The organism is Enterococcus sp. DIV0574 (genome assembly GCF_051711125.1).
GTDB classification, from domain to species: domain Bacteria; phylum Bacillota; class Bacilli; order Lactobacillales; family Enterococcaceae; genus Enterococcus_D; species Enterococcus_D gallinarum.
Map to the genome: position 1 here is coordinate 1,163,698 of NZ_JBIOMA010000001.1, position 18,445 is coordinate 1,182,142.

An 18,445-nucleotide genomic window follows, 5' to 3' on the forward strand; every position below is an offset into this window, starting at 1 on the left:
AACAGCTTGTTTCTCCTCCGGCTTTTCGATATGATGGATGATAATCAATCGGAAACGGAGGTTTTTTTGTTGCAGAAAATTGAAAGATATGAACAGTTCAGTGATGGAGTTATTGCCTGTATTCCAACGATTCTGGGTTATCTAGGCATTGGTTTTGCAATGGGAGTCGTGGGGAAAGGAATCGGCTTGACGGTCATTGAAGTCCTCTTGATGTCGATCATTGTCTATGCTGGAAGTGCCCAGTTTATCATCTGTGCCCTTTTGGCTATTCAAGCACCGTTTACTTCGATCGTTGCGACAGTTTTCTTAGTAAACTTACGCCACTTTTTGATGAGTTTATCGGTAGCACCTTATTTCCGTTCTGCTTCATTAGTGTCAGGAATTGGCATCGGCACATTGCTGACAGACGAATCCTATGGAGTTTTAACGACAGCTTTGCAACAAAACAAACCAATCACTACCCGATGGACTCACGGATTGAATGTCATGGCCTATTTAAGTTGGATCTTTGCCACTTTCTTAGGAGCGTTGTTAGGGTCATATATTCCTGATCCTGAAGCATTAGGACTGGACTTTGCACTAGTGGCTATGTTTGTTGGCTTATTCCTTTTTCAAGTAGAGTTGCCTTTAAAAAAGAAGACCAAGCAGACGGTGCTGGTGCTAGCCGCTGTGGTAATTTCATTGGTCCTTTTTATGCGAATTTCAACAGCTGAAGTAGCCGTGATTGCTGCCACTTTGATTGGATGTTTGATAGGGACGGTGACACATCATGATTGATTTTGTTATACTGATGATAGCTTGTGGTGTCGTTACTTGGATACCTCGGGTGCTGCCCTTTTTATTTTCGAAGAAATTAGTTTTTCCTGAAAGATTCACGATCTTTCTAAGCTACTTGCCCCTTTGTATTCTTGGGGCGCTGCTTGTTCAAAATCTGTTGGTTTTTCGTGAAGGACAATTTCCATTGCTTAAAGTCAAAGAAACCGTTGCTTGTTTACCAGCGCTAGTGGTCGGTTATTATACAAAAGATTTGATGAAGATCGTTGTTACAGGCGTTATCACGATGGCGGCGATTCGATTCTTTTTCTAGTAAATCATTTCTAAGGAGAGAAAAAATGAAAGACTTATTGGCATCCGTTTTTAGCGGATTGATCATTGATGAGAATGATCAAAATTACTTTGTACAAAAAAATGGTCTGACTTTTCGCTTATCAAAAGCAGAAGGAGAGCACCATCTTGGAGAAGCTGTGGAGGGTTTTGGTTATCAGAATCAAAAACAAGAACTCGTAATCACTACGGAGATTCCTAAAAGCCGCCAAGGACATTATGCTTTCGGAACTGTCACGGACAGTCGTCGAGATCTAGGCGTCTTTGTCGATATTGGTCTCAAAGATAAAGATATGGTGGTATCATTAGATGAATTACCAACAATGCGGGAACTTTGGCCAAAGAAAGGCGATCGCTTGATGGTCAGCTTGACAGTGGATGAAAAGGATCGAATCTGGGCTTCTTTAGCGGATGAAAAGATTTTTAAAGCATTGAGTAAACGTGGTTCAGAGACGTTGAAGAATGCTGACATTACAGGGACAGTCTATCGCTTGAAACTTGCGGGAACTTACTTGCTCACAGATGATTTCTACATTGGCTTTATCCATCCTTCCGAAAGATACCAAGAACCACGTTTAGGAGAAGTTGTCTCAGGACGAGTAATTGGTGTTCGCCCGGATGGTGTTCTGAATTTATCATTGAAGCCTCGTGCTTATGAAGCAATTTCAAATGATGCCGCTATGATCATGACATTCTTGGATCGAGCTGCAGATCATCGTATTCCTTTTACTGATAAATCGACACCAGAAGAGATTCTGCAGACATTCGGTATCAGTAAAGGCCAATTCAAGCGGGCGATCGGTACCTTGATGAAACAGCGTTTAGTGGAACAAAAAGACGGCTTCACCATCAAAGTCGAAAAATCCAATTGAGAATGCTTGTATCTTTTCTCATTCTAATTTATAATGATTACAATATTATCTAAGAGTTGACGTCTCTTAGATTAGAATCGTTATAAATTAGCGATGTATGGAGGCCTGTATGAATACAACTGCTGCTTTAAAGAAGACAAAAAAACAACTTCATGAATCAGGATTTAAATTGACTCCACAACGAGAAGCTACCTTGTTGGTTCTTTTGGAGAATGAGAAAGATCATTTATCTGCAGAAGAAATTTTCTTTTTTGTGCGCAAAAAAAGTCCAGAAATCGGACTAGCTACAGTGTATCGTACATTAGAAATCTTAACTGATCTAAAAATCGTGGACAAGGTGAGTTTCAATGACGGTGTTTCTCGTTACGATCTGCGCAAAGAAGGAGCAAAGCATTTCCATCACCATCTGCTTTGTTTAGAGTGTGGCAGTATCGAAGAAGTAGAAGAAGATCTGCTGACAGGTGTCGAAGACATCGTAGAGAAAAAATACCATTTTCTAGTAAAAGACCACCGATTGACTTTTCATGGAGTGTGTCAGAAGTGTCAGACAAAAAATGCAGCGAAGTTGAGTGAAGCGTAATTGCTCCTCAGCTTTTTTTGTGGTTGAACTACTATCATATCAAGCTTTAATTTGTTATGATAAAGAGGTTGAAAGTAGGGGGGACGTGTATGAAAGAACAGATCATCGATTATTTGCATTATCTGACGATTGAGCGGGGGCTATCCCAAAATACCCGTAAAAGTTATGAGCGCGACCTAGAGCAGTACCTTACATTTTTGACGGAACAGCACATCAAAGATTGGCAGGCGGTGGATCGTGTCTTGATCCTCTCTTTTTTGCAGCAATTGCAGCAATCAGGGAAATCCTCGGCGACCATTATTCGAATGGTATCAAGCTTGAGAAGGTTTCATCAATTTCTCCGTCAAGAACGCTTTACGGATCATGATCCTATGCAGCACATCGATTCCCCAAAAAAACAACAGAAACTGCCTGATACATTGAGCCTTTCTGAGGTTGAGCGCTTGATCGAGACACCGGATACCAAAGAAGTGTTGGGAATCCGCGATCGTGCGATTTTAGAAGTGATGTATGCTACCGGCCTTCGGGTCAGTGAACTGATCGGGTTGCAACTGAAAGACCTTCATTTAAGCATGGGTCTGTTGCAGACGACAGGGAAAGGTGACAAGGAACGAATCGTTCCTTTAGGAGATCTGGCGATTCAGTGGATCGAAACTTACTTGGAAGAAGCACGCCCTTTTTTGACTCGGAAACATCCAGAAGAGAGTCATCTTTTTGTCAATAATCATGGAAAACAACTTTCTCGTCAAGGAATCTGGAAAAACTTAAAGGCCCTCGTGCGCAAGGCAGGCATTACAAAAAATGTGACGCCACATACGCTAAGGCATAGTTTTGCCACCCATTTATTGGAAAATGGTGCCGATTTGCGTACCGTTCAAGAATTATTAGGGCATGCAGATATATCCACGACACAGATCTATACTCATATTACGAAAAAAAGGATGACGGAAGTGTATAAGCAGCACTTTCCTCGTGCCTAGAAATAGAGGAAGACATGGAAGAAATCAATATCAAACTAGATGTCTTTGAGGGACCGTTGGATCTGTTGCTGCATCTGATCCAAAAATTGGAGATCGATGTCTATGATATTCCAATTGCAGCGATCACCGAACAATATATGCAATATATTCATGCAATGAAAAGTTTAGAGTTAGAGGTTGCCGGAGAATACTTGGTGATGGCTGCTACACTGATGGCAATCAAAAGCCAGATGCTGCTGCCAAAACAAGAGATCTTGATTGAAGAAAACGATCCTTATGAAGAAGATCCAAGGGATATGCTGGTTGCTCAGCTATTGGAATACCGTAAATACAAATACGCAGCCGAACAATTATCCGAAAAAGCGGAAGAACGAAGTTTATACTTTACGAAAGATCCGATGGATGTCGATGCCTATAAAGAAAAAAGTGATGAATTGGCAGCCAACCGGTTCAACACGATCGATTTATTCTTGGCTTTTCATAAAATGCTTGAAAAGAAAAAGAGTCGGAAAGTACTGGAGACAAAGATCACACCAGATGAAAGTACCATTGATGAAAAAATGGCGACGATCCAATTGGAAATGCAGCAACGAAATGCCAAAAAGGGACGACGTTTTGATTCTTTTTTCACCAATTACAGCAAAACAGAAGTCGTTACCACTTTCATGGCATTATTAGAATTAATGAAAAAAGGATATATTCGAGTAGAGCAAGAAGGAAACTATGAATCGATCTTGCTTTACCCAGCAGGTAAAACAGATGAGTAAATATAGTGAAATAGAAGCGATTCTCTTTGTCGTAGGAGATGAAGGGATCGGATTAGAAGAATTAAGCTACTTAGTCAATAGCAAAACTGCGGCTGTCTATCAGTACTTGCAAGAATTGAATCAGCGTTATGAAGAAAATGAAGATTCAGCCTTGCATATTTTAGAAGTTGGGAATCATTTTGTTTTGTCCACAAAGAAAGAAGTCGCACCGTTATTAAAGAAATACGCAGAATCGCCAATGGGCAACTCTCTTTCGCAAGCTGCGTTAGAGACATTGTCGATCATTGCCTACAAGCAACCGATCACACGAATCGAAGTAGAAGAGATTCGTGGGGTCCAGTCCAGCGGCTCCGTACAGAAATTAGTCGCAAAACGATTGATCGAGGAAAAAGGCCGTGTTGATGGACCAGGTCGAGCAATTTTATATGGAACCACTGAATACTTCATGGATTACTTTGGCTTGAAATCATTAGCCGAATTACCTGATATTCAAGCAATGGAAGACGAACTCGAAGAAGATGGACCAGTGGATCTTTTTTATGATCGTTACAAACAAGAAGGAGACTCATAATGGAACGTTTGCAAAAAGTAATCGCACATGCTGGAATCACTTCTCGCAGAAAAGCAGAAGAGTTGATTGTGGCAGGTCGTGTCAGTGTCAATGGTCAAATTGTTAAGGAACTAGGAGTACAGGTGAGTGCCAAAGATCGCGTGGAAGTTGACGGTGTCCCAATTGAACAAGAATCGCCCGTCTACTATATGCTCTATAAACCACGTGGCGTAATCTCAGCAGTAACTGACGATAAAAAAAGGAAAGTTGTTTTAGACTTTTTTACTGAAGTTCCAGAACGTCTCTACCCAATCGGACGGTTGGATTATGATACTTCAGGTTTATTATTGCTGACCAATGACGGCGATCTTTCACAAAAACTGATGCATCCAAAACATGAAGTGGATAAAGTCTATGTGGCAAAAGTGAAAGGAATCGCTGATAAAAAACAACTATTGCCCTTGTCTAGAGGAATTCGGATCGAAGGCAAGAAAACCGCACCTGCTCGCTTTGAGATTTTGTCGACAGACGCTGCTACTCAAACAAGTATCGTCCAATTGACGATTCATGAAGGCCGTAATCATCAAGTGAAAAATATGCTTAAAGCAGTTGGTTTACCGGTCCAAAAATTGAAACGGGAAATGTATGGTTCGTTGACATTAGCTGGGTTGCGCCCTGGAGAGTATCGGGAGTTGACGAAAAAAGAAGTCAATGAATTAAAAAACCAAGTGAAATAACCAGTACACAGCAAAAGATGCTTAAAAAATTTGTCAATCGAGAATTTTTGTGTATAATGAAACATGTATTATAAATAAAAGGTTCGTCTTCAGGGGCAGGGTGCAATTCCCGACCGGTGGTGATAGTCCACGACCTACTTCTTTTGAAGTAGCTGAATCGGTGAAATTCCGATACCGACAGTAAAGTCTGGATAAAGAAGATAGAGCGTATTTGATTTGCCTATGGTTTTTCAAATGCCCTCTTTTTCCCTGTGGAAAAGAGGGCATTTTTTACTTTGTCTGGCGCCGACAAGTAAGGAATCAAGGAAATTTAATAGGTTCGTTTGAAGAGGAATCCTGAACTTAGGAGGATTTGTATTAATGAACAACAAAACAAGAAAAATGGTAACAATAGCAATGTGTGCAGCAATGGGAACAGTCTTACAGTTTATTGCGTTTCCCATCATCCCGGCGTTTAGCTTTTTGAAAATCGATTTTAGCGATATTCCAGTAATGATCGTCATGTTTTTATTCGGTCCTTTTGCTGGCGTGGCAACCGCGTTTCTACGTTCTCTCTTACACTTGTTTCTATCTGGTTTTTCACCAGCAGATCTCGTGGGAGACACGGCAAGTTTCTTGGCATCCTGTGTCTTCACTTTGCCAATGTACTACTTTTTCCGTAAAGGGATCCATGCGAAAAATAAATTCGTGGGAGTGGTCACAGGAATCCTCGCATTAACTGCTTTTATGAGTATTGCCAATCTATATGTCATCACACCATTGTACCTGCGCTTCTTTGGTGTTACAGCAGATCAATTCCTTGGCATGTCATTAGCGCGTTATGTCAGCATCGGTATTATTCCTTTTAACTTGATCAAAGGAGTTATCGTCAGTGGGGTCTTCTTGATCCTTCATGCGAAGTTGTTGCCTTGGTTGGCTCGTAAACAACCGCAACATTCACCAGTTGGAAAATAATAAAAAAGATCGTGTGTTGCTTTTGAGCAAACGCGATCTTTTTATTTTTCTAACAGTATCGCCCGAGTAGGACACTTTTTATATGCAGCTAAGACTTTTTCTTGCTGATCTTCTATGATAAACTGTTGCCGAGCGGCTGGTTCTTGAGCAAATAAGACGATACCATCTTCATCATAATCAAAAATATCAGGGGCACAGACCGCGCATAGTCCACAAGCGATACAGCGCTCAGGAATGATTTTGCAGCGTTGAGACATGGAATTGTTTCCTTTCTGGAGGTAAGTATAGACATATGGATGCTTTTATTTTAGCGTTGTTTCATCATTCTGACAAGTTGCGTCCGTCAACCATTTATCAAATACTTTACGGCAAACGAACGAGTTCAGTATTGAGTTATGCTTTTTTTTATGATCGCTTAGGTTACTTTCAAGCAATGCCGAATCTTGAAGAGGATGAATTTAATAAAAGAATCACGGCGCTGATTGCTGCCAAACAACTTGTAGCAGATGAAAAAGGGTTTCTCCAGACAGTTGCACCTGCAACGCTTACTGAAGTAGAGACACTCTGCCGTCATTTAAATTATTTTCAATTCGGTCGCCGGGGGGAACAGATGTGGCGCTTGGTACAGCTGCTTGTTCAAGCGGCTGCTTTTCAAGAAATCAGTAATCGATATATTCCTGTGGAGAACACTCCTATGTTCACAGAACCGGTTCGGCAGCTGATTCGGCAGCATCCAAAATTGAAGCAGGCGTTGTTTACTGAGCTTTGGACAGTCTTCGAGCAGATTCCGGGAGAATTTGCCGACTTTTTGGCAGGGACGTTGACAGGACCTGAGCAAATTGGTCAGACTTTTTTTCAGCTGTTACCAGATAACTACCAAAAAATGCCTTGGAATCAGTTTTTTCCAGCGGCAGCGATCCACTGCTTTTTATCAGTGGCAAAGAAGCAATCTCCTCTTTTAGCAGCAGGGTTAAACCCGTTTTATCAAGAAAACCTCAACCAAAGCATGCTGAAGACCCGTCGCTTATTTCTCAGCGGGAAGTCGATTGAGGAAATCATGGCACTTAGACAGATCAAGCGAGGAACAGTCAACGATCACTTGATCGAATGGGCGATCATCGATGATCAGTTTCCTTATCACTATTTTGCCACAAAGCAGCAGTTCCCTCCATTGTCATGGAAATTGCCTTATCACATTCTTCAAAAAGAAGTGCCGCTGGATTTTTTAAGTATCCGAATCAATCAAATTGCACAAAAGCGAGGGATCCTATGTTAGAACAGGCGCTCAAACACTATTTTGGTCATTCCCATTTTCGGACAGGTCAAAAAGAAGTGATCCAATCGGTTCTGAATCATCAGGATACATTAGCAATCATGCCCACTGGTAACGGCAAAAGCTTATGCTATCAACTGCCGGGTTATTTGCTGGAAGGGTTGGTAGTAATCGTATCACCATTGCTTTCTTTGATGGAAGATCAAGTGTATAGTTTGCAAAAAAATGGTGAGAGACGAGCGATCGCTTTTAACAGTCTCTTATCATTCGCTGAACGAAAATTTGTTCTTAGCCATCTACAGCAGTATAAATTTCTATTTATTAGTCCCGAGATGCTTGTTCAAAAGACGATTCTCCAAGCATTGGCAAATAGTAGAATCGCAATGCTGGTCGTAGATGAGGCACACTGTGTTTCTCAGTGGGGGATCGATTTTCGACCAGAATACCTTCAGCTAGCTGCGGTCAAACAACAATTAAAAGCACCAACGACTCTGGCTTTGACTGCCACGGCAACCGAACAGGTGGCACGAGATATTCAACAAAACCTTTTAGGAAAAACGCATCAAGTTTTTCGCTATGGAATGGATCGCAAAAATATTGGACTGATCGTTGATAAAAGCGGCGAAGAAAAAGACACGCTTTTAATGCATTACTTGCAGCAATTGTCAGGTGCGGGAATTATTTATTGTGCCACTAGAAACAAGGTGGAAGAACTTTATCAAAAATTACGCGGCAAGTATTCTGTGGGGTATTATCACGGTGGATTAGCCAGTGATCAGCGTAAAGTCCTTCAGCAGCAGTTTAGTCGGAACGAGCTGCAGTTATTGATCGCCACAAATGCTTTTGGAATGGGGATCAATAAACAAGATATTCGCTTTGTGATCCATTATGATCTGCCGGATTCGTTAGAAAACTATAGTCAAGAAATTGGCCGAGCAGGTCGAGATGGCAAGCAAAGCTATGCGATCTTACTCTATCGTCCTGGAGACGAAACCATCCATTATTTCTTTCAAAAGGAACTAAGTGCAGAAAGAGAACAGCTGGAAATGACGCCGCAATCTTTGATGCTTTCCCCATTGCAGGAAAAATGGCAAGCAAAAATCAATGAGTATGGTGCCAACAAATGGTTTGCTATTTTAAAGCAAAATGAGTGGGAAAAAAAGCAGCAGCTAAAAACGATGCTCGAATACATTCACTGTACTAGTTGTCGACGGTGTTTTTTATTGGCTCATTTTGACGAAGAAAAACAACCGCTTGACCAGTGTTGTGATATCGATGGTATTGAAATTCGGCTTGACCAAAAGGAATTCAAGCCGCAAAGAAAGAACTCGTGGCAGGAACGTTTACTAAAAATTTTTAAAGAAACAAATTGAATCGTTTTTTAAAAGACAGTTCGATTCAAGCTATGTTATAATACATCGGAAGGATATTAGGAGGTAATACGAGTGAGCAAGAAAGACAAAAACTATAATTCAGAAAATCAAGAGCCGTGGGAACAACCAATTTATGATACAGAATATGAAGATTCTGCCTCACGATCACAACAGCGGAAACAAAAACGCGGGAATTCACTCTTTTTGACGATCGTCTTAGTTTTACTTTTCTTGATCGTTGCAATTCCTGTTGGCGCGGGGATTTGGGTCTTAAACCGCTCAAATGATACAGCGACTGTTGCCTCATCAACAAGTAGCAGTACAGTTGCCAGCACAGAATCATCGACTGTTGAGTCATCGACAAAAGTCAGTGAATCATCTACTTCCAGCAGTAGTTCGTCATCGTCATCATCATCTTCTTCCTCATCTGAAAGCAGTGAGTCTGAAGAGCCAGCGAACAGTGAAGCAGAAGGAAACAACACCCAGAACAATCAGGGAAATGCAGACCAAGGAACGACGAATCAAGGTGCAGCGAATCAGGGAGAAACCAACCAAGGAACAGAGCAATATACGACTGTTCAAGCTGGTGAAGGTCCAGAACAAGTAGCAGCACGTACAGGTATTTCTGTCGAGACTTTGTATCAATTAAACGGGATCGATCCAAGTAATTTCATGCTTTACCCAGGCGATACATTACGAATTAAATAAAAAACCGCTTTGGCGGTTTTTTTTCTTGAAAGTTAAAAGGCCGTTGATCGGTAGTTGTTGAGAAGGAGTAACAAATGAAAAAAATCAATATTGCCATCGATGGTCCAGCTTCATCGGGCAAAAGTACAGTGGCAAAAATTTTAGCTCAGCATTATGGATATGTTTATACGGATACAGGGGCAATGTACCGTAGTATCACTTATTTAGCTCTTAAAACAGGGTGTTCATTAGAAGATGAAAGCGGGCTTGTGGCATTGATCGATACTTATCCAATCACTTTTGCGCCAACTGAGACAGGACAAGATGTTTTTGTAGATGGAACAAAAGTGACAGAAGAGATTCGCCAGCCCGAGGTAACCAACGCTGTTTCCAAAGTTTCTGCTTATCAAAAAGTTCGGGAAAAACTGGTCCAACAGCAACAAAAAATTGCTGAAAATGGCGGTGTTGTAATGGACGGCCGCGACATTGGCACCGCAGTCTTACCTCAAGCGGAAGTAAAGGTTTTTCTCGTGGCGAGTGTAGAAGAACGAGCAGAAAGAAGATACAAAGAGAACCAGCAAAAAGGAATCACCACCTCCTTTGACACATTAAAAAAAGAAATCGAGCAAAGGGATTATTTAGATTCTCATCGAGAAATCTCTCCCTTGAAACAAGCCGATGATGCAGTTCGCATTGATACGACAGGAATGTCCATTACAGAAGTCGTTGCAGCGATTCAGCAAATCGTTGATCAAAAAATGGAATAATCAACCACTGGCGCTAGTCGACCTAAAAAAACAGAACCGAACGATTCTCATGAGAAATTTCATTAAATATCGGAATTTTCGCGTAGAAATATTGTTCGAACTCTGGGGTTTTTAGGTCGGAGGGGCCAGTTTTTTTTGTATGAAACAGTGATTTTGAAGCAAAATAGTGAAGGAAACGTTTTTTGAGAACAATTATTGACAGTTTTTTGTGAAAATAAGCGAAATCGCTTTATTTTTTTGGCATTCTAATTTAAACTAAGGGATGTAGTGCATTTACGTACAATTGTTGGTTAGGAGGACACAAGACATGACAGAATTTGAAAATAATCAAGTGGAAAATGGGAATGAATCAATGGAAGCTGCTTTGGATAACTTCCAAGAAGTGAACGTTGGCGATATTGTCAAAGGTGAAGTTTTAGCCATCGAAGACAAACAAGCGATCGTTGGCATCGAAGGAGCAGGTGTAGAAGGAGTCGTTCCAGCAAAAGAATTGTCTACATTGCCTGTTGAGGATATCAATGAAGTAGTCAAAGTGGGCGATGTTTTAGAGTTAGTTGTTATTTCTGCAATCGGTAAAGATAAAGAAAACGGCAGCTATCTACTTTCAAAACGTCGTTTAGACGCGAAGAAAGTTTGGGAAGATATCGAAAAAGATTTCCAAGCAGGTAAGATCATTGAAGCGCCTGTAACAAATGTAGTCAAAGGTGGCTTAGTTGTTGATGTTGGCGTACGCGGATTTGTGCCAGCTTCGATGGTTGAGGACCACTTTGTAGCTGATTTTGAAGATTATAAAGGCAAGACACTCACCTTTAAGATTGTTGAGATCGAACCTTCTGAGAACCGCTTGATTTTATCCCATAAAGCAGTGGTTGAGGCTGAAAAAGAGAAACAAAAAGAAGCCTTGCTAGCTGATCTTTATGAAGGTCAAGAAATCGAAGGGAAAGTTGCACGATTGACCGATTTTGGGGCTTTCGTTGACTTGGGTGGAATTGATGGTTTAGTACACGTTTCAGAAATTTCTCATGCCCATGTAGGCAAACCGAGTGATGTTTTATCTGTTGGTGATACTGTCAATGTCCGTGTCTTATCCGTTGATCCAAATAAAGAACGCGTATCGTTATCGATCAAAGATACATTGCCTGGACCTTGGAGCAATATCGAAGAACAAGCACCCATTGGTAGTGTTTTAGATGGTGTAGTAAAACGACTAACTAGTTTTGGTGCTTTTGTGGAAGTCTTCCCTGGTGTAGAAGGATTGATCCACATTTCGCAAATCTCACATAAACATATTGCAACGCCTCATGAAGTGTTGCATGAAGGTGATCAAGTGCAAGTGAAAGTTCTTGAAGTGAATCCAACCGATCATCGGATTGCTTTGAGCATCAAAGCACTAGAAAAAGCCGAGGAAGCGGAAGAAGCGCCTGCAGAAGATGACTATGAATTACCAGAAGAATCCACTGGTTTTACCATGGGTGATATCTTGGGCGATGCGTTGAAAGATAACGACGAAGAATAATCTAGCCTAGCAGCTTATAACGATTCGTTTTTTGAATTTGTTATAAGCTGCTTTTTTGTTTGTCATCAAGACTTGCAAGTTAGTGATGCATTAGGTAAACTAAGAAAGATTGAAAAGCAGAAGCAGCTGTATTCAGCAGTTCGCTTCTTATAAATGGAGGGTAAAAAATGTCAAATCCAACAATTGCGATCGTCGGACGTCCGAATGTCGGGAAATCGACTATTTTCAACCGGATTGCCGGAGAACGAATCTCGATCGTTGAGGATACTCCGGGTGTGACGAGAGACCGAATTTATGCAACAGGTGAATGGTTAGGTCGAGAGTTCAGTATTATCGATACAGGTGGAATCGACTTAGGCGATGAGCCGTTTATGGATCAAATCAAACATCAAGCAGAAATTGCGATCGATGAAGCAGATGTGATCGTCTTCATTACGAGTGCCAGAGAAGGTGTGACGGATGCAGATGAACTTGTTGCTCGCCTTTTGTATAAGAGCAATAAGCCTGTGATTCTAGCGGTCAATAAAGTCGACAATCCAGAAATGCGTGCAGATATTTATGAATTCTATACATTAGGATTAGGTGATCCGTATCCAATATCCGGCAGTCATGGATTAGGGATCGGAGATGTACTTGATGAAGCCGTTAAGCATTTTACAGAAGAAGCAGAGGAAGAGGACGAATCGATCATCAAATTTAGTTTGATTGGGCGACCAAATGTCGGGAAATCTTCGTTAATCAATGCGATTTTAGGTGAAGAACGTGTCATCGTTTCGGATATCGAAGGAACGACCCGGGATGCGATCGATACTCATTTTACAAGTGAAAATGGGCAAGAGTTCACTATGATTGATACTGCAGGAATGCGTAAAAAAGGAAAAGTTTACGAATCAACAGAGAAATACAGTGTCATGCGAGCGATGCGTGCCATCGAACGTTCCGATGTGGTTCTAATGGTCTTGAATGCGGAAGAAGGAATTCGTGAACAGGACAAACGAATCGCTGGCTATGCTCATGAAGCTGGCCGTGGGATCATCCTAGTTGTCAATAAATGGGATCTGCTAAAAAAAGAAACCAATACCATGCGAGACTTTGAAGCGGAGATTCGTGATGAGTTTCAATACTTAGATTATGCCCCGATCATCTTTGTATCAGCGGCAACGAAACAGCGGTTGAATCAGTTGCCAGCTTTGATCGAAGAAGTCAGCATGAATCAAAACATGCGTATCCCTTCTGCATTATTGAATGATGTGATCATGGATGCAGTAGCCATCAATCCAACGCCAACGGATAAAGGAAAACGATTGAAGATTTTTTATGCGACACAAGTTGCGGTCAAGCCACCAACATTTGTTATTTTTGTTAATGAAGAAGAGTTGATGCATTTTTCTTATGCGCGCTTTTTAGAGAATCAGATCCGGAAAGCATTTACTTTTGAAGGAACTCCGATTCGAATCATTCCAAGAAGACGAAAGTAGCGATTTTATCATACTTTGCTGCTTTTGACAAAGAATTCTATTCTTTTGACAGAAAAACGATAAATCCTAAAAAAAACAGTAGTAAAAACGTTAAAATCCTTGATATTACAACGTTCTTATGATAACGTTATATCAGAATATTGATGGATATCAATATTTGACAAAAAACTTGGACCACTCAAGATTTTTGTTGATGTATGACATCAAAAAAATAATCAGGAGGTGAAACCATCCATGGCAAATAAAGCAGAATTAATCGAAAAAGTTGCAGCAGCTACTGACTTGACAAAGAAAGACGCTACAGCAGCAGTAGACGCTGTCTTCTCAACAATTCAAGACGCTTTAGCTAACGGTGAAAAAGTTCAATTGATCGGCTTTGGTAACTTTGAAGTTCGTTCTCGTGCAGAACGCAAAGGACGCAACCCACAAACTGGTGAAGAAATCAAGATCCCTGCTAGCAAAGTACCTGCATTCAAACCAGGTAAAGCTCTTAAAGACGCAGTGAAATAATTGAGTCTTCCAAACCCTTGAGTAATCAAGGGTTTTTTTGTACATAAATTTACTTATCCCTATTTTCATCAAAATCCAATGTAGATCCGTCTACTAAAAGTACATTTATCGGATCAATTGCAAAAAAATTCAGAAAATTCATTGACAAGAATTTTTTTTCGCGCTATATTATTAAACAATTACAAGAAAACAGCAAATATTTTAATGAAGGAGCCATTTTTTATGCGCAATTTTAATCAATATTTATTAGTCATTATTATTGAGACCAGGACTTAGAACACGGAAGCAAAATTTATCCGTTTGTTTGAGTCCTATTTGCGTAAGTAAAATGGGATTCTGGCAAAGCATCCCAGTTTATTATAAACCGGGGTGCTTTTTTTTATGAAATAGGCGGGAGATGATGGAATTGAGAAGTGATCAGATAAAAAAAGGCATTGAAGCAGCTCCAGCAAGGAGTTTGCTTTATGCAACAGGACAAGTAAAAAATATCCAAGATATGAATAAGCCTTTTATTGCCATTTGCAACTCGTATATCGATATCGTACCTGGTCACGTCCATCTGCGAGAACTGGCAGATATTGCCAAAGAAGCCATTCGAGAAGCCGGGGGGATCCCTTTTGAATTCAATACAATTGGGGTAGATGATGGAATCGCCATGGGACATATCGGGATGCGTTACTCATTGCCAAGTCGTGAACTGATTGCTGACTCAGCTGAAACAGTCATCAATGCCCATTGGTTCGATGGTGTTTTTTACATCCCCAACTGCGATAAAATTACGCCTGGGATGATCTTGGCAGCTATGCGTACCAATGTGCCAGCAATTTTCTGCTCTGGGGGACCTATGAAAGCCGGGATTGATCCTAGGGGCCATCAGACGACATTATCTTCCATGTTCGAAGCAGTAGGCGCCTTTAAAGAGGGCGAAATGTCACAGGCAGATTTTGAATTCATGGAAAAAAATGCCTGTCCCACCTGTGGTTCCTGTGCCGGCATGTTCACAGCCAATTCCATGAACTGTCTTTTGGAGATTTTAGGGTTGGCATTACCAGGAAATGGGACGATTCTGGCAGTTTCGCAAGAACGACGGGAACTTGTTCGCAAAGCGGCATTCCATCTGATGGATCTAGTGAAGAATCAAGTCAAGCCCCGGGATATCGTAACAGAAGAAGCCATCGATGATGCGTTTGCTCTTGATATGGCTATGGGGGGCTCTACCAATACCGTCTTGCATACATTAGCTATTGCGAACGAAGGGGAGATCGATTATGACTTGAGGCGGGTCAATGAGATTGCCGAACGAGTTCCTTATCTCTCAAAAATTGCGCCATCTTCCGCTTATTCCATGCACGATGTCCATACGGCTGGCGGCGTCTCTGCCATTATACGGCAATTGGTCGATATCAAGGGGGCGATCCATCCAGATCGGCTGACAGTCACAGGCAGAACTTTGCGGGAAAATGTCGCTCAGGCGACAATCAAAAATGAAGAAGTGATTCATCCAAAGGAGAATCCGTACAGCCCTGTCGGCGGCTTATCGATCCTTTACGGCAATCTTGCGCCTCAGGGAAGTGTCATCAAAGTGGGGGGTGTTGACCCAAGCATTCAGCTTTTTAAAGGAAAAGCAATTTGTTTCGATTCTCATGATGAGGCAGTAGCCGCGATCGACAATCATACGGTCCAAAAAGGGCATGTCGTGGTGATCCGCTATGAAGGACCTAAAGGAGGTCCCGGGATGCCGGAAATGTTGGCGCCGACTTCGAGTATTGTTGGACGAGGGTTAGGCAAAGAGGTTGCACTGATCACAGATGGACGCTTTTCAGGAGCCACGAGAGGGATCGCAGTTGGGCATATCTCTCCTGAGGCGGCAGCCGGTGGACCGATCTCTTTGATCCGTGATGGAGATGACATCGTGATTGATCTGCAAAATCGCTCATTGGAAGTATTAGTCTCAGAGGAAGAATTAATGCTGCGCGCACAAACACGTCCGAAGTTTCGGGCTAAAGTGAAGAAAGGCTGGCTGGCACGTTATACGGCATTAGTCACATCAGCAAATACCGGGGCGATCATGAAAATCAGCGAGGAGGAAGTTTAATGGAGAATATCCAGTTGAATGAAGTAACTAGGACCGGTGCAGAAGTGTTAGTCGATAGTTTGCAGAAACAAGCAGTAGAACTGATTTTCGGATACCCTGGCGGTGCTGTCTTGCCTTTATATGACCAACTCTACGATGCTGCGATTCCGAATATTTTAGCGCGTCACGAACAAGGTGCTGTCCACGCTGCAGAAGGGTATGCCAAAGCCACCGGGAAAGCCGGCGTTGTCCTAGTGACTAGTGGACCAGGAGCAACCAATGTGGTAACAGGCATCGCTGATGCCATGAGTGATTCCGTTCCATTAGTGGTGATCACCGGTCAAGTAGCAACAGCCGGTATTGGCAAAGATGCTTTTCAAGAGGCGGATATTCTAGGGATCACATTACCGATCACTAAACATAATTACCAAGTTAGACATGTCGATGATTTGCCGCGAGTGATCGCAGAAGCTTTTCATATCGCTACCACGGGTAGAAAAGGTCCAGTGGTGATCGACTTGCCAAAAGATGTCACGTTTCAGCGGACAGCCGCAGTCATTGAACTGCCAATTGAGCGAAAAAGCTATCAACCCACCGTCTTTCCATCTATTTTGCAAATCGAGAAATTGAAGAATTGTTTAAAACAAGCAAAACGTCCAGTTGTCTTGGCGGGAGCAGGGGTATGTGCCGCCAATGCAGCCGAAGAATTGCGTCTGTTTGTCGAAACCCATCATTTGCCGATCGTAACCACGCTCTTAGGTCTTGGATTGGTGCCAGCAGATCATCCCTTATTCTTAGGAATGGGGGGCATGCATGGCACGTATGCTGCGAATATGGCATTATCTGAAGCGGATTTGATCATCAATATTGGCTCACGTTTTGATGACCGATTAGCAACAGCCGGCAGTCAATTTGGACAACAGGCAATCATTGCTCATATCGATATTGATCCTGCAGAAATCGGAAAAGTCGTTCAAACAGCCATTCCGATCGTGGCGGATGCGAAAGCAGCTTTGACCCAGTTGCTGCGCTATCCTGCGGAGGAATTAGATTGCAAGGAATGGCTCAATCGTTGTCAAAAACGGAAAAAAGAACATCCTTATCGGTATGACCGCGAGGAAACAAAGGAAATCAAGCCGCAAAAATTGATTGAAGAAGTGGGACGCTTGACGAAAGGGGAAGCCGTTATTGTTACCGATGTTGGTCAACACCAAATGTGGGTCGCTCAATATTATCCTTTCCGATTTCCCAAACAGCTGATCACTAGCGGAGGTTTAGGGACAATGGGGTATGGCATCCCCGCAGGCATAGGGGCAAAATTTGCTTGTCCTGAAAAAACGATAGTCGTTTTTGTAGGCGATGGCGGTTTCCAAATGACCAATCAAGAGTTTGCTCTGCTAAATGATTATGGTCTGGATGTCAAATTCATTTTGATGAATAACCGCTCTCTCGGGATGGTACGGCAATGGCAAGAAACGTTTCATAATGAACGCCGTTCTGCTTCTGTATTTGCTAAACAGCCAAATTTTGGCCAATTAGCAGAAGCATATGGCATCAATAGTGTGCGGATCGAAACCCCAGATCAATTGACCAACGATTTGGCCAATGCATTGCTAGAACCTGGTGCACGACTAATCGAGGTACTGATCTCGCCAACGGAACATGTGCTGCCAATGATTCCACCAGGAAAAGCCAATCATGAGATGATAGGAGTTTAAAAGACTATGAAACGTATCCTTGCTGCCATCGTGCATAACGAAGCTGGTGTTTTAAGCCGCGTCACCAGTGTGTTGAATCGTCGTCAGGTGAATATCGAAAGTATTTCAGTTGGGACCACCGAACAGCCGGAATTTTCGCGAATGACGATCATTATCAACGCAGAAAACCCACTGGAGACAGAACAAGTGATAAAGCAATTGAATAAGCAAATCGATGTCTTAAAAGTTTCAGATATTACAGAAGACCCCCATATTGAACGGGAATTAGTGCTGATCAAAGTGAACGCGCCAACGACTACACGTTCGGAGATCCAAGCTGTGATCGAACCATTTCGAGCCCACATCGTTGATGTTGCATTGAAGACTATCGTGGTTCAAGTAGCGGGAGACTCAGAGAAAGTAGCAGCCTGTATTGACGTGTTGCGGCCTTATGGAATCAAGCAAATGGCTCGTACCGGTGTGACAGGTTTCACTAGAGGTTAAATGCAAGAACAGTTGCTTTTAA

The 18,445-nt window shown here is 42.0% G+C and carries 20 protein-coding genes and 1 riboswitch; of the genes, 19 read left to right on the forward strand and 1 reads right to left on the reverse strand.

Features of this window, described 5'->3' with window-relative positions; all coding sequences use genetic code 11:
- Positions 1–69 precede the first annotated feature (69 nt).
- From IGJ45_RS05745 to IGJ45_RS05785, 9 genes are all read left to right on the forward strand, one after another.
- Positions 70–777 carry an AzlC family ABC transporter permease gene (locus tag IGJ45_RS05745; protein ID WP_003126799.1) on the forward strand — a complete coding sequence of 236 codons (708 nt, stop codon included), beginning with the start codon at positions 70–72 and terminating at the stop codon, positions 775–777.
- Complete coding sequence (locus IGJ45_RS05750) at positions 770–1,087, forward strand: AzlD domain-containing protein (protein WP_147735539.1); 318 nt, start codon at positions 770–772, stop codon at positions 1,085–1,087. Before IGJ45_RS05745 ends, IGJ45_RS05750 begins: the two co-directional genes overlap by 8 nt.
- 25 nt (positions 1,088–1,112) lie before the next feature.
- A complete protein-coding gene (locus IGJ45_RS05755; protein ID WP_081131788.1) occupies positions 1,113–1,976 on the forward strand; it encodes a CvfB family protein in 864 nt (287 codons plus the stop codon).
- A 109-nt stretch (positions 1,977–2,085) separates the two neighbouring features.
- The gene (gene fur, locus IGJ45_RS05760) at positions 2,086–2,556 is read left to right on the forward strand and encodes a ferric iron uptake transcriptional regulator (RefSeq protein WP_003126803.1); all 471 of its coding nucleotides are present in this window, start codon (positions 2,086–2,088) and stop codon (positions 2,554–2,556) included.
- A gap of 89 nt (positions 2,557–2,645) precedes the next feature.
- Positions 2,646–3,536, forward strand: coding sequence for a site-specific tyrosine recombinase XerD (gene xerD / locus IGJ45_RS05765; protein ID WP_003126804.1), 891 nt, complete (start codon positions 2,646–2,648; stop codon positions 3,534–3,536).
- A 14-nt stretch (positions 3,537–3,550) separates the two neighbouring features.
- A complete protein-coding gene (locus tag IGJ45_RS05770) occupies positions 3,551–4,303 on the forward strand; it encodes a segregation/condensation protein A (protein ID WP_003126805.1) in 753 nt (250 codons plus the stop codon).
- On the forward strand, positions 4,296–4,874 hold the full coding sequence (gene scpB / locus IGJ45_RS05775; RefSeq protein WP_003126807.1) for an SMC-Scp complex subunit ScpB: 579 nt from the start codon (positions 4,296–4,298) through the stop codon (positions 4,872–4,874). Before IGJ45_RS05770 ends, scpB begins: the two co-directional genes overlap by 8 nt.
- Positions 4,874–5,590: a pseudouridine synthase gene (locus tag IGJ45_RS05780; RefSeq protein ID WP_081131786.1), complete on the forward strand. Its 717-nt coding sequence runs from the start codon at positions 4,874–4,876 to the stop codon at positions 5,588–5,590. Before scpB ends, IGJ45_RS05780 begins: the two co-directional genes overlap by 1 nt.
- An 81-nt stretch (positions 5,591–5,671) precedes the next feature.
- Positions 5,672–5,796, forward strand: a riboswitch (FMN riboswitch).
- Between the two features lie 154 nt (positions 5,797–5,950).
- Entirely contained in the window at positions 5,951–6,544 is a 594-nt protein-coding gene (locus IGJ45_RS05785) for an ECF transporter S component (protein ID WP_003126809.1), read from the forward strand.
- Between the two features lie 41 nt (positions 6,545–6,585).
- On the opposite strand, the gene IGJ45_RS05790 is transcribed toward IGJ45_RS05785, so the two are convergent.
- Positions 6,586–6,801: a ferredoxin gene (locus tag IGJ45_RS05790; protein ID WP_003126810.1), complete on the reverse strand. Its 216-nt coding sequence runs from the start codon at positions 6,799–6,801 to the stop codon at positions 6,586–6,588.
- A gap of 35 nt (positions 6,802–6,836) precedes the next feature.
- On the opposite strand from IGJ45_RS05790, the gene IGJ45_RS05795 reads away from it, so the two are divergent.
- From IGJ45_RS05795 to ilvN, 10 genes are all read left to right on the forward strand, one after another.
- Positions 6,837–7,820 carry a helix-turn-helix domain-containing protein gene (locus IGJ45_RS05795; RefSeq protein ID WP_003126811.1) on the forward strand — a complete coding sequence of 328 codons (984 nt, stop codon included), beginning with the start codon at positions 6,837–6,839 and terminating at the stop codon, positions 7,818–7,820.
- Positions 7,814–9,190 carry a RecQ family ATP-dependent DNA helicase gene (locus IGJ45_RS05800; RefSeq protein ID WP_423121539.1) on the forward strand — a complete coding sequence of 459 codons (1,377 nt, stop codon included), beginning with the start codon at positions 7,814–7,816 and terminating at the stop codon, positions 9,188–9,190. The genes IGJ45_RS05795 and IGJ45_RS05800 overlap by 7 nt, the downstream gene beginning before the upstream one ends.
- A 72-nt stretch (positions 9,191–9,262) precedes the next feature.
- Positions 9,263–9,898, forward strand: coding sequence for an SAG1386/EF1546 family surface-associated protein (locus tag IGJ45_RS05805; protein WP_003126813.1), 636 nt, complete (start codon positions 9,263–9,265; stop codon positions 9,896–9,898).
- Positions 9,899–9,972: 74 nt separating this feature from the next.
- A complete protein-coding gene (gene cmk / locus IGJ45_RS05810) occupies positions 9,973–10,644 on the forward strand; it encodes a (d)CMP kinase (RefSeq protein WP_003126814.1) in 672 nt (223 codons plus the stop codon).
- 307 nt (positions 10,645–10,951) lie between these two features.
- Positions 10,952–12,160 (forward strand): 30S ribosomal protein S1, encoded by a 1,209-nt coding sequence (gene rpsA, locus IGJ45_RS05815; protein ID WP_252712457.1) that lies wholly within the window; start codon positions 10,952–10,954, stop codon positions 12,158–12,160.
- A 167-nt stretch (positions 12,161–12,327) separates the two neighbouring features.
- Positions 12,328–13,638, forward strand: a complete 1,311-nt coding sequence (gene der / locus IGJ45_RS05820) for a ribosome biogenesis GTPase Der (RefSeq protein ID WP_003126818.1) — start codon at positions 12,328–12,330, stop codon at positions 13,636–13,638.
- 234 nt (positions 13,639–13,872) lie between these two features.
- Positions 13,873–14,148, forward strand: coding sequence for an HU family DNA-binding protein (locus IGJ45_RS05825; RefSeq protein WP_003126821.1), 276 nt, complete (start codon positions 13,873–13,875; stop codon positions 14,146–14,148).
- Positions 14,149–14,554: 406 nt separating this feature from the next.
- On the forward strand, positions 14,555–16,243 hold the full coding sequence (gene ilvD / locus IGJ45_RS05830) for a dihydroxy-acid dehydratase (RefSeq protein WP_423121548.1): 1,689 nt from the start codon (positions 14,555–14,557) through the stop codon (positions 16,241–16,243).
- Complete coding sequence (ilvB, locus tag IGJ45_RS05835; RefSeq protein WP_423121540.1) at positions 16,243–17,940, forward strand: biosynthetic-type acetolactate synthase large subunit; 1,698 nt, start codon at positions 16,243–16,245, stop codon at positions 17,938–17,940. The genes ilvD and ilvB overlap by 1 nt, the downstream gene beginning before the upstream one ends.
- Positions 17,941–17,946: 6 nt before the next feature.
- Positions 17,947–18,423, forward strand: a complete 477-nt coding sequence (ilvN, locus tag IGJ45_RS05840) for an acetolactate synthase small subunit (protein ID WP_081131721.1) — start codon at positions 17,947–17,949, stop codon at positions 18,421–18,423.
- Positions 18,424–18,445: the final 22 nt, after the last annotated feature.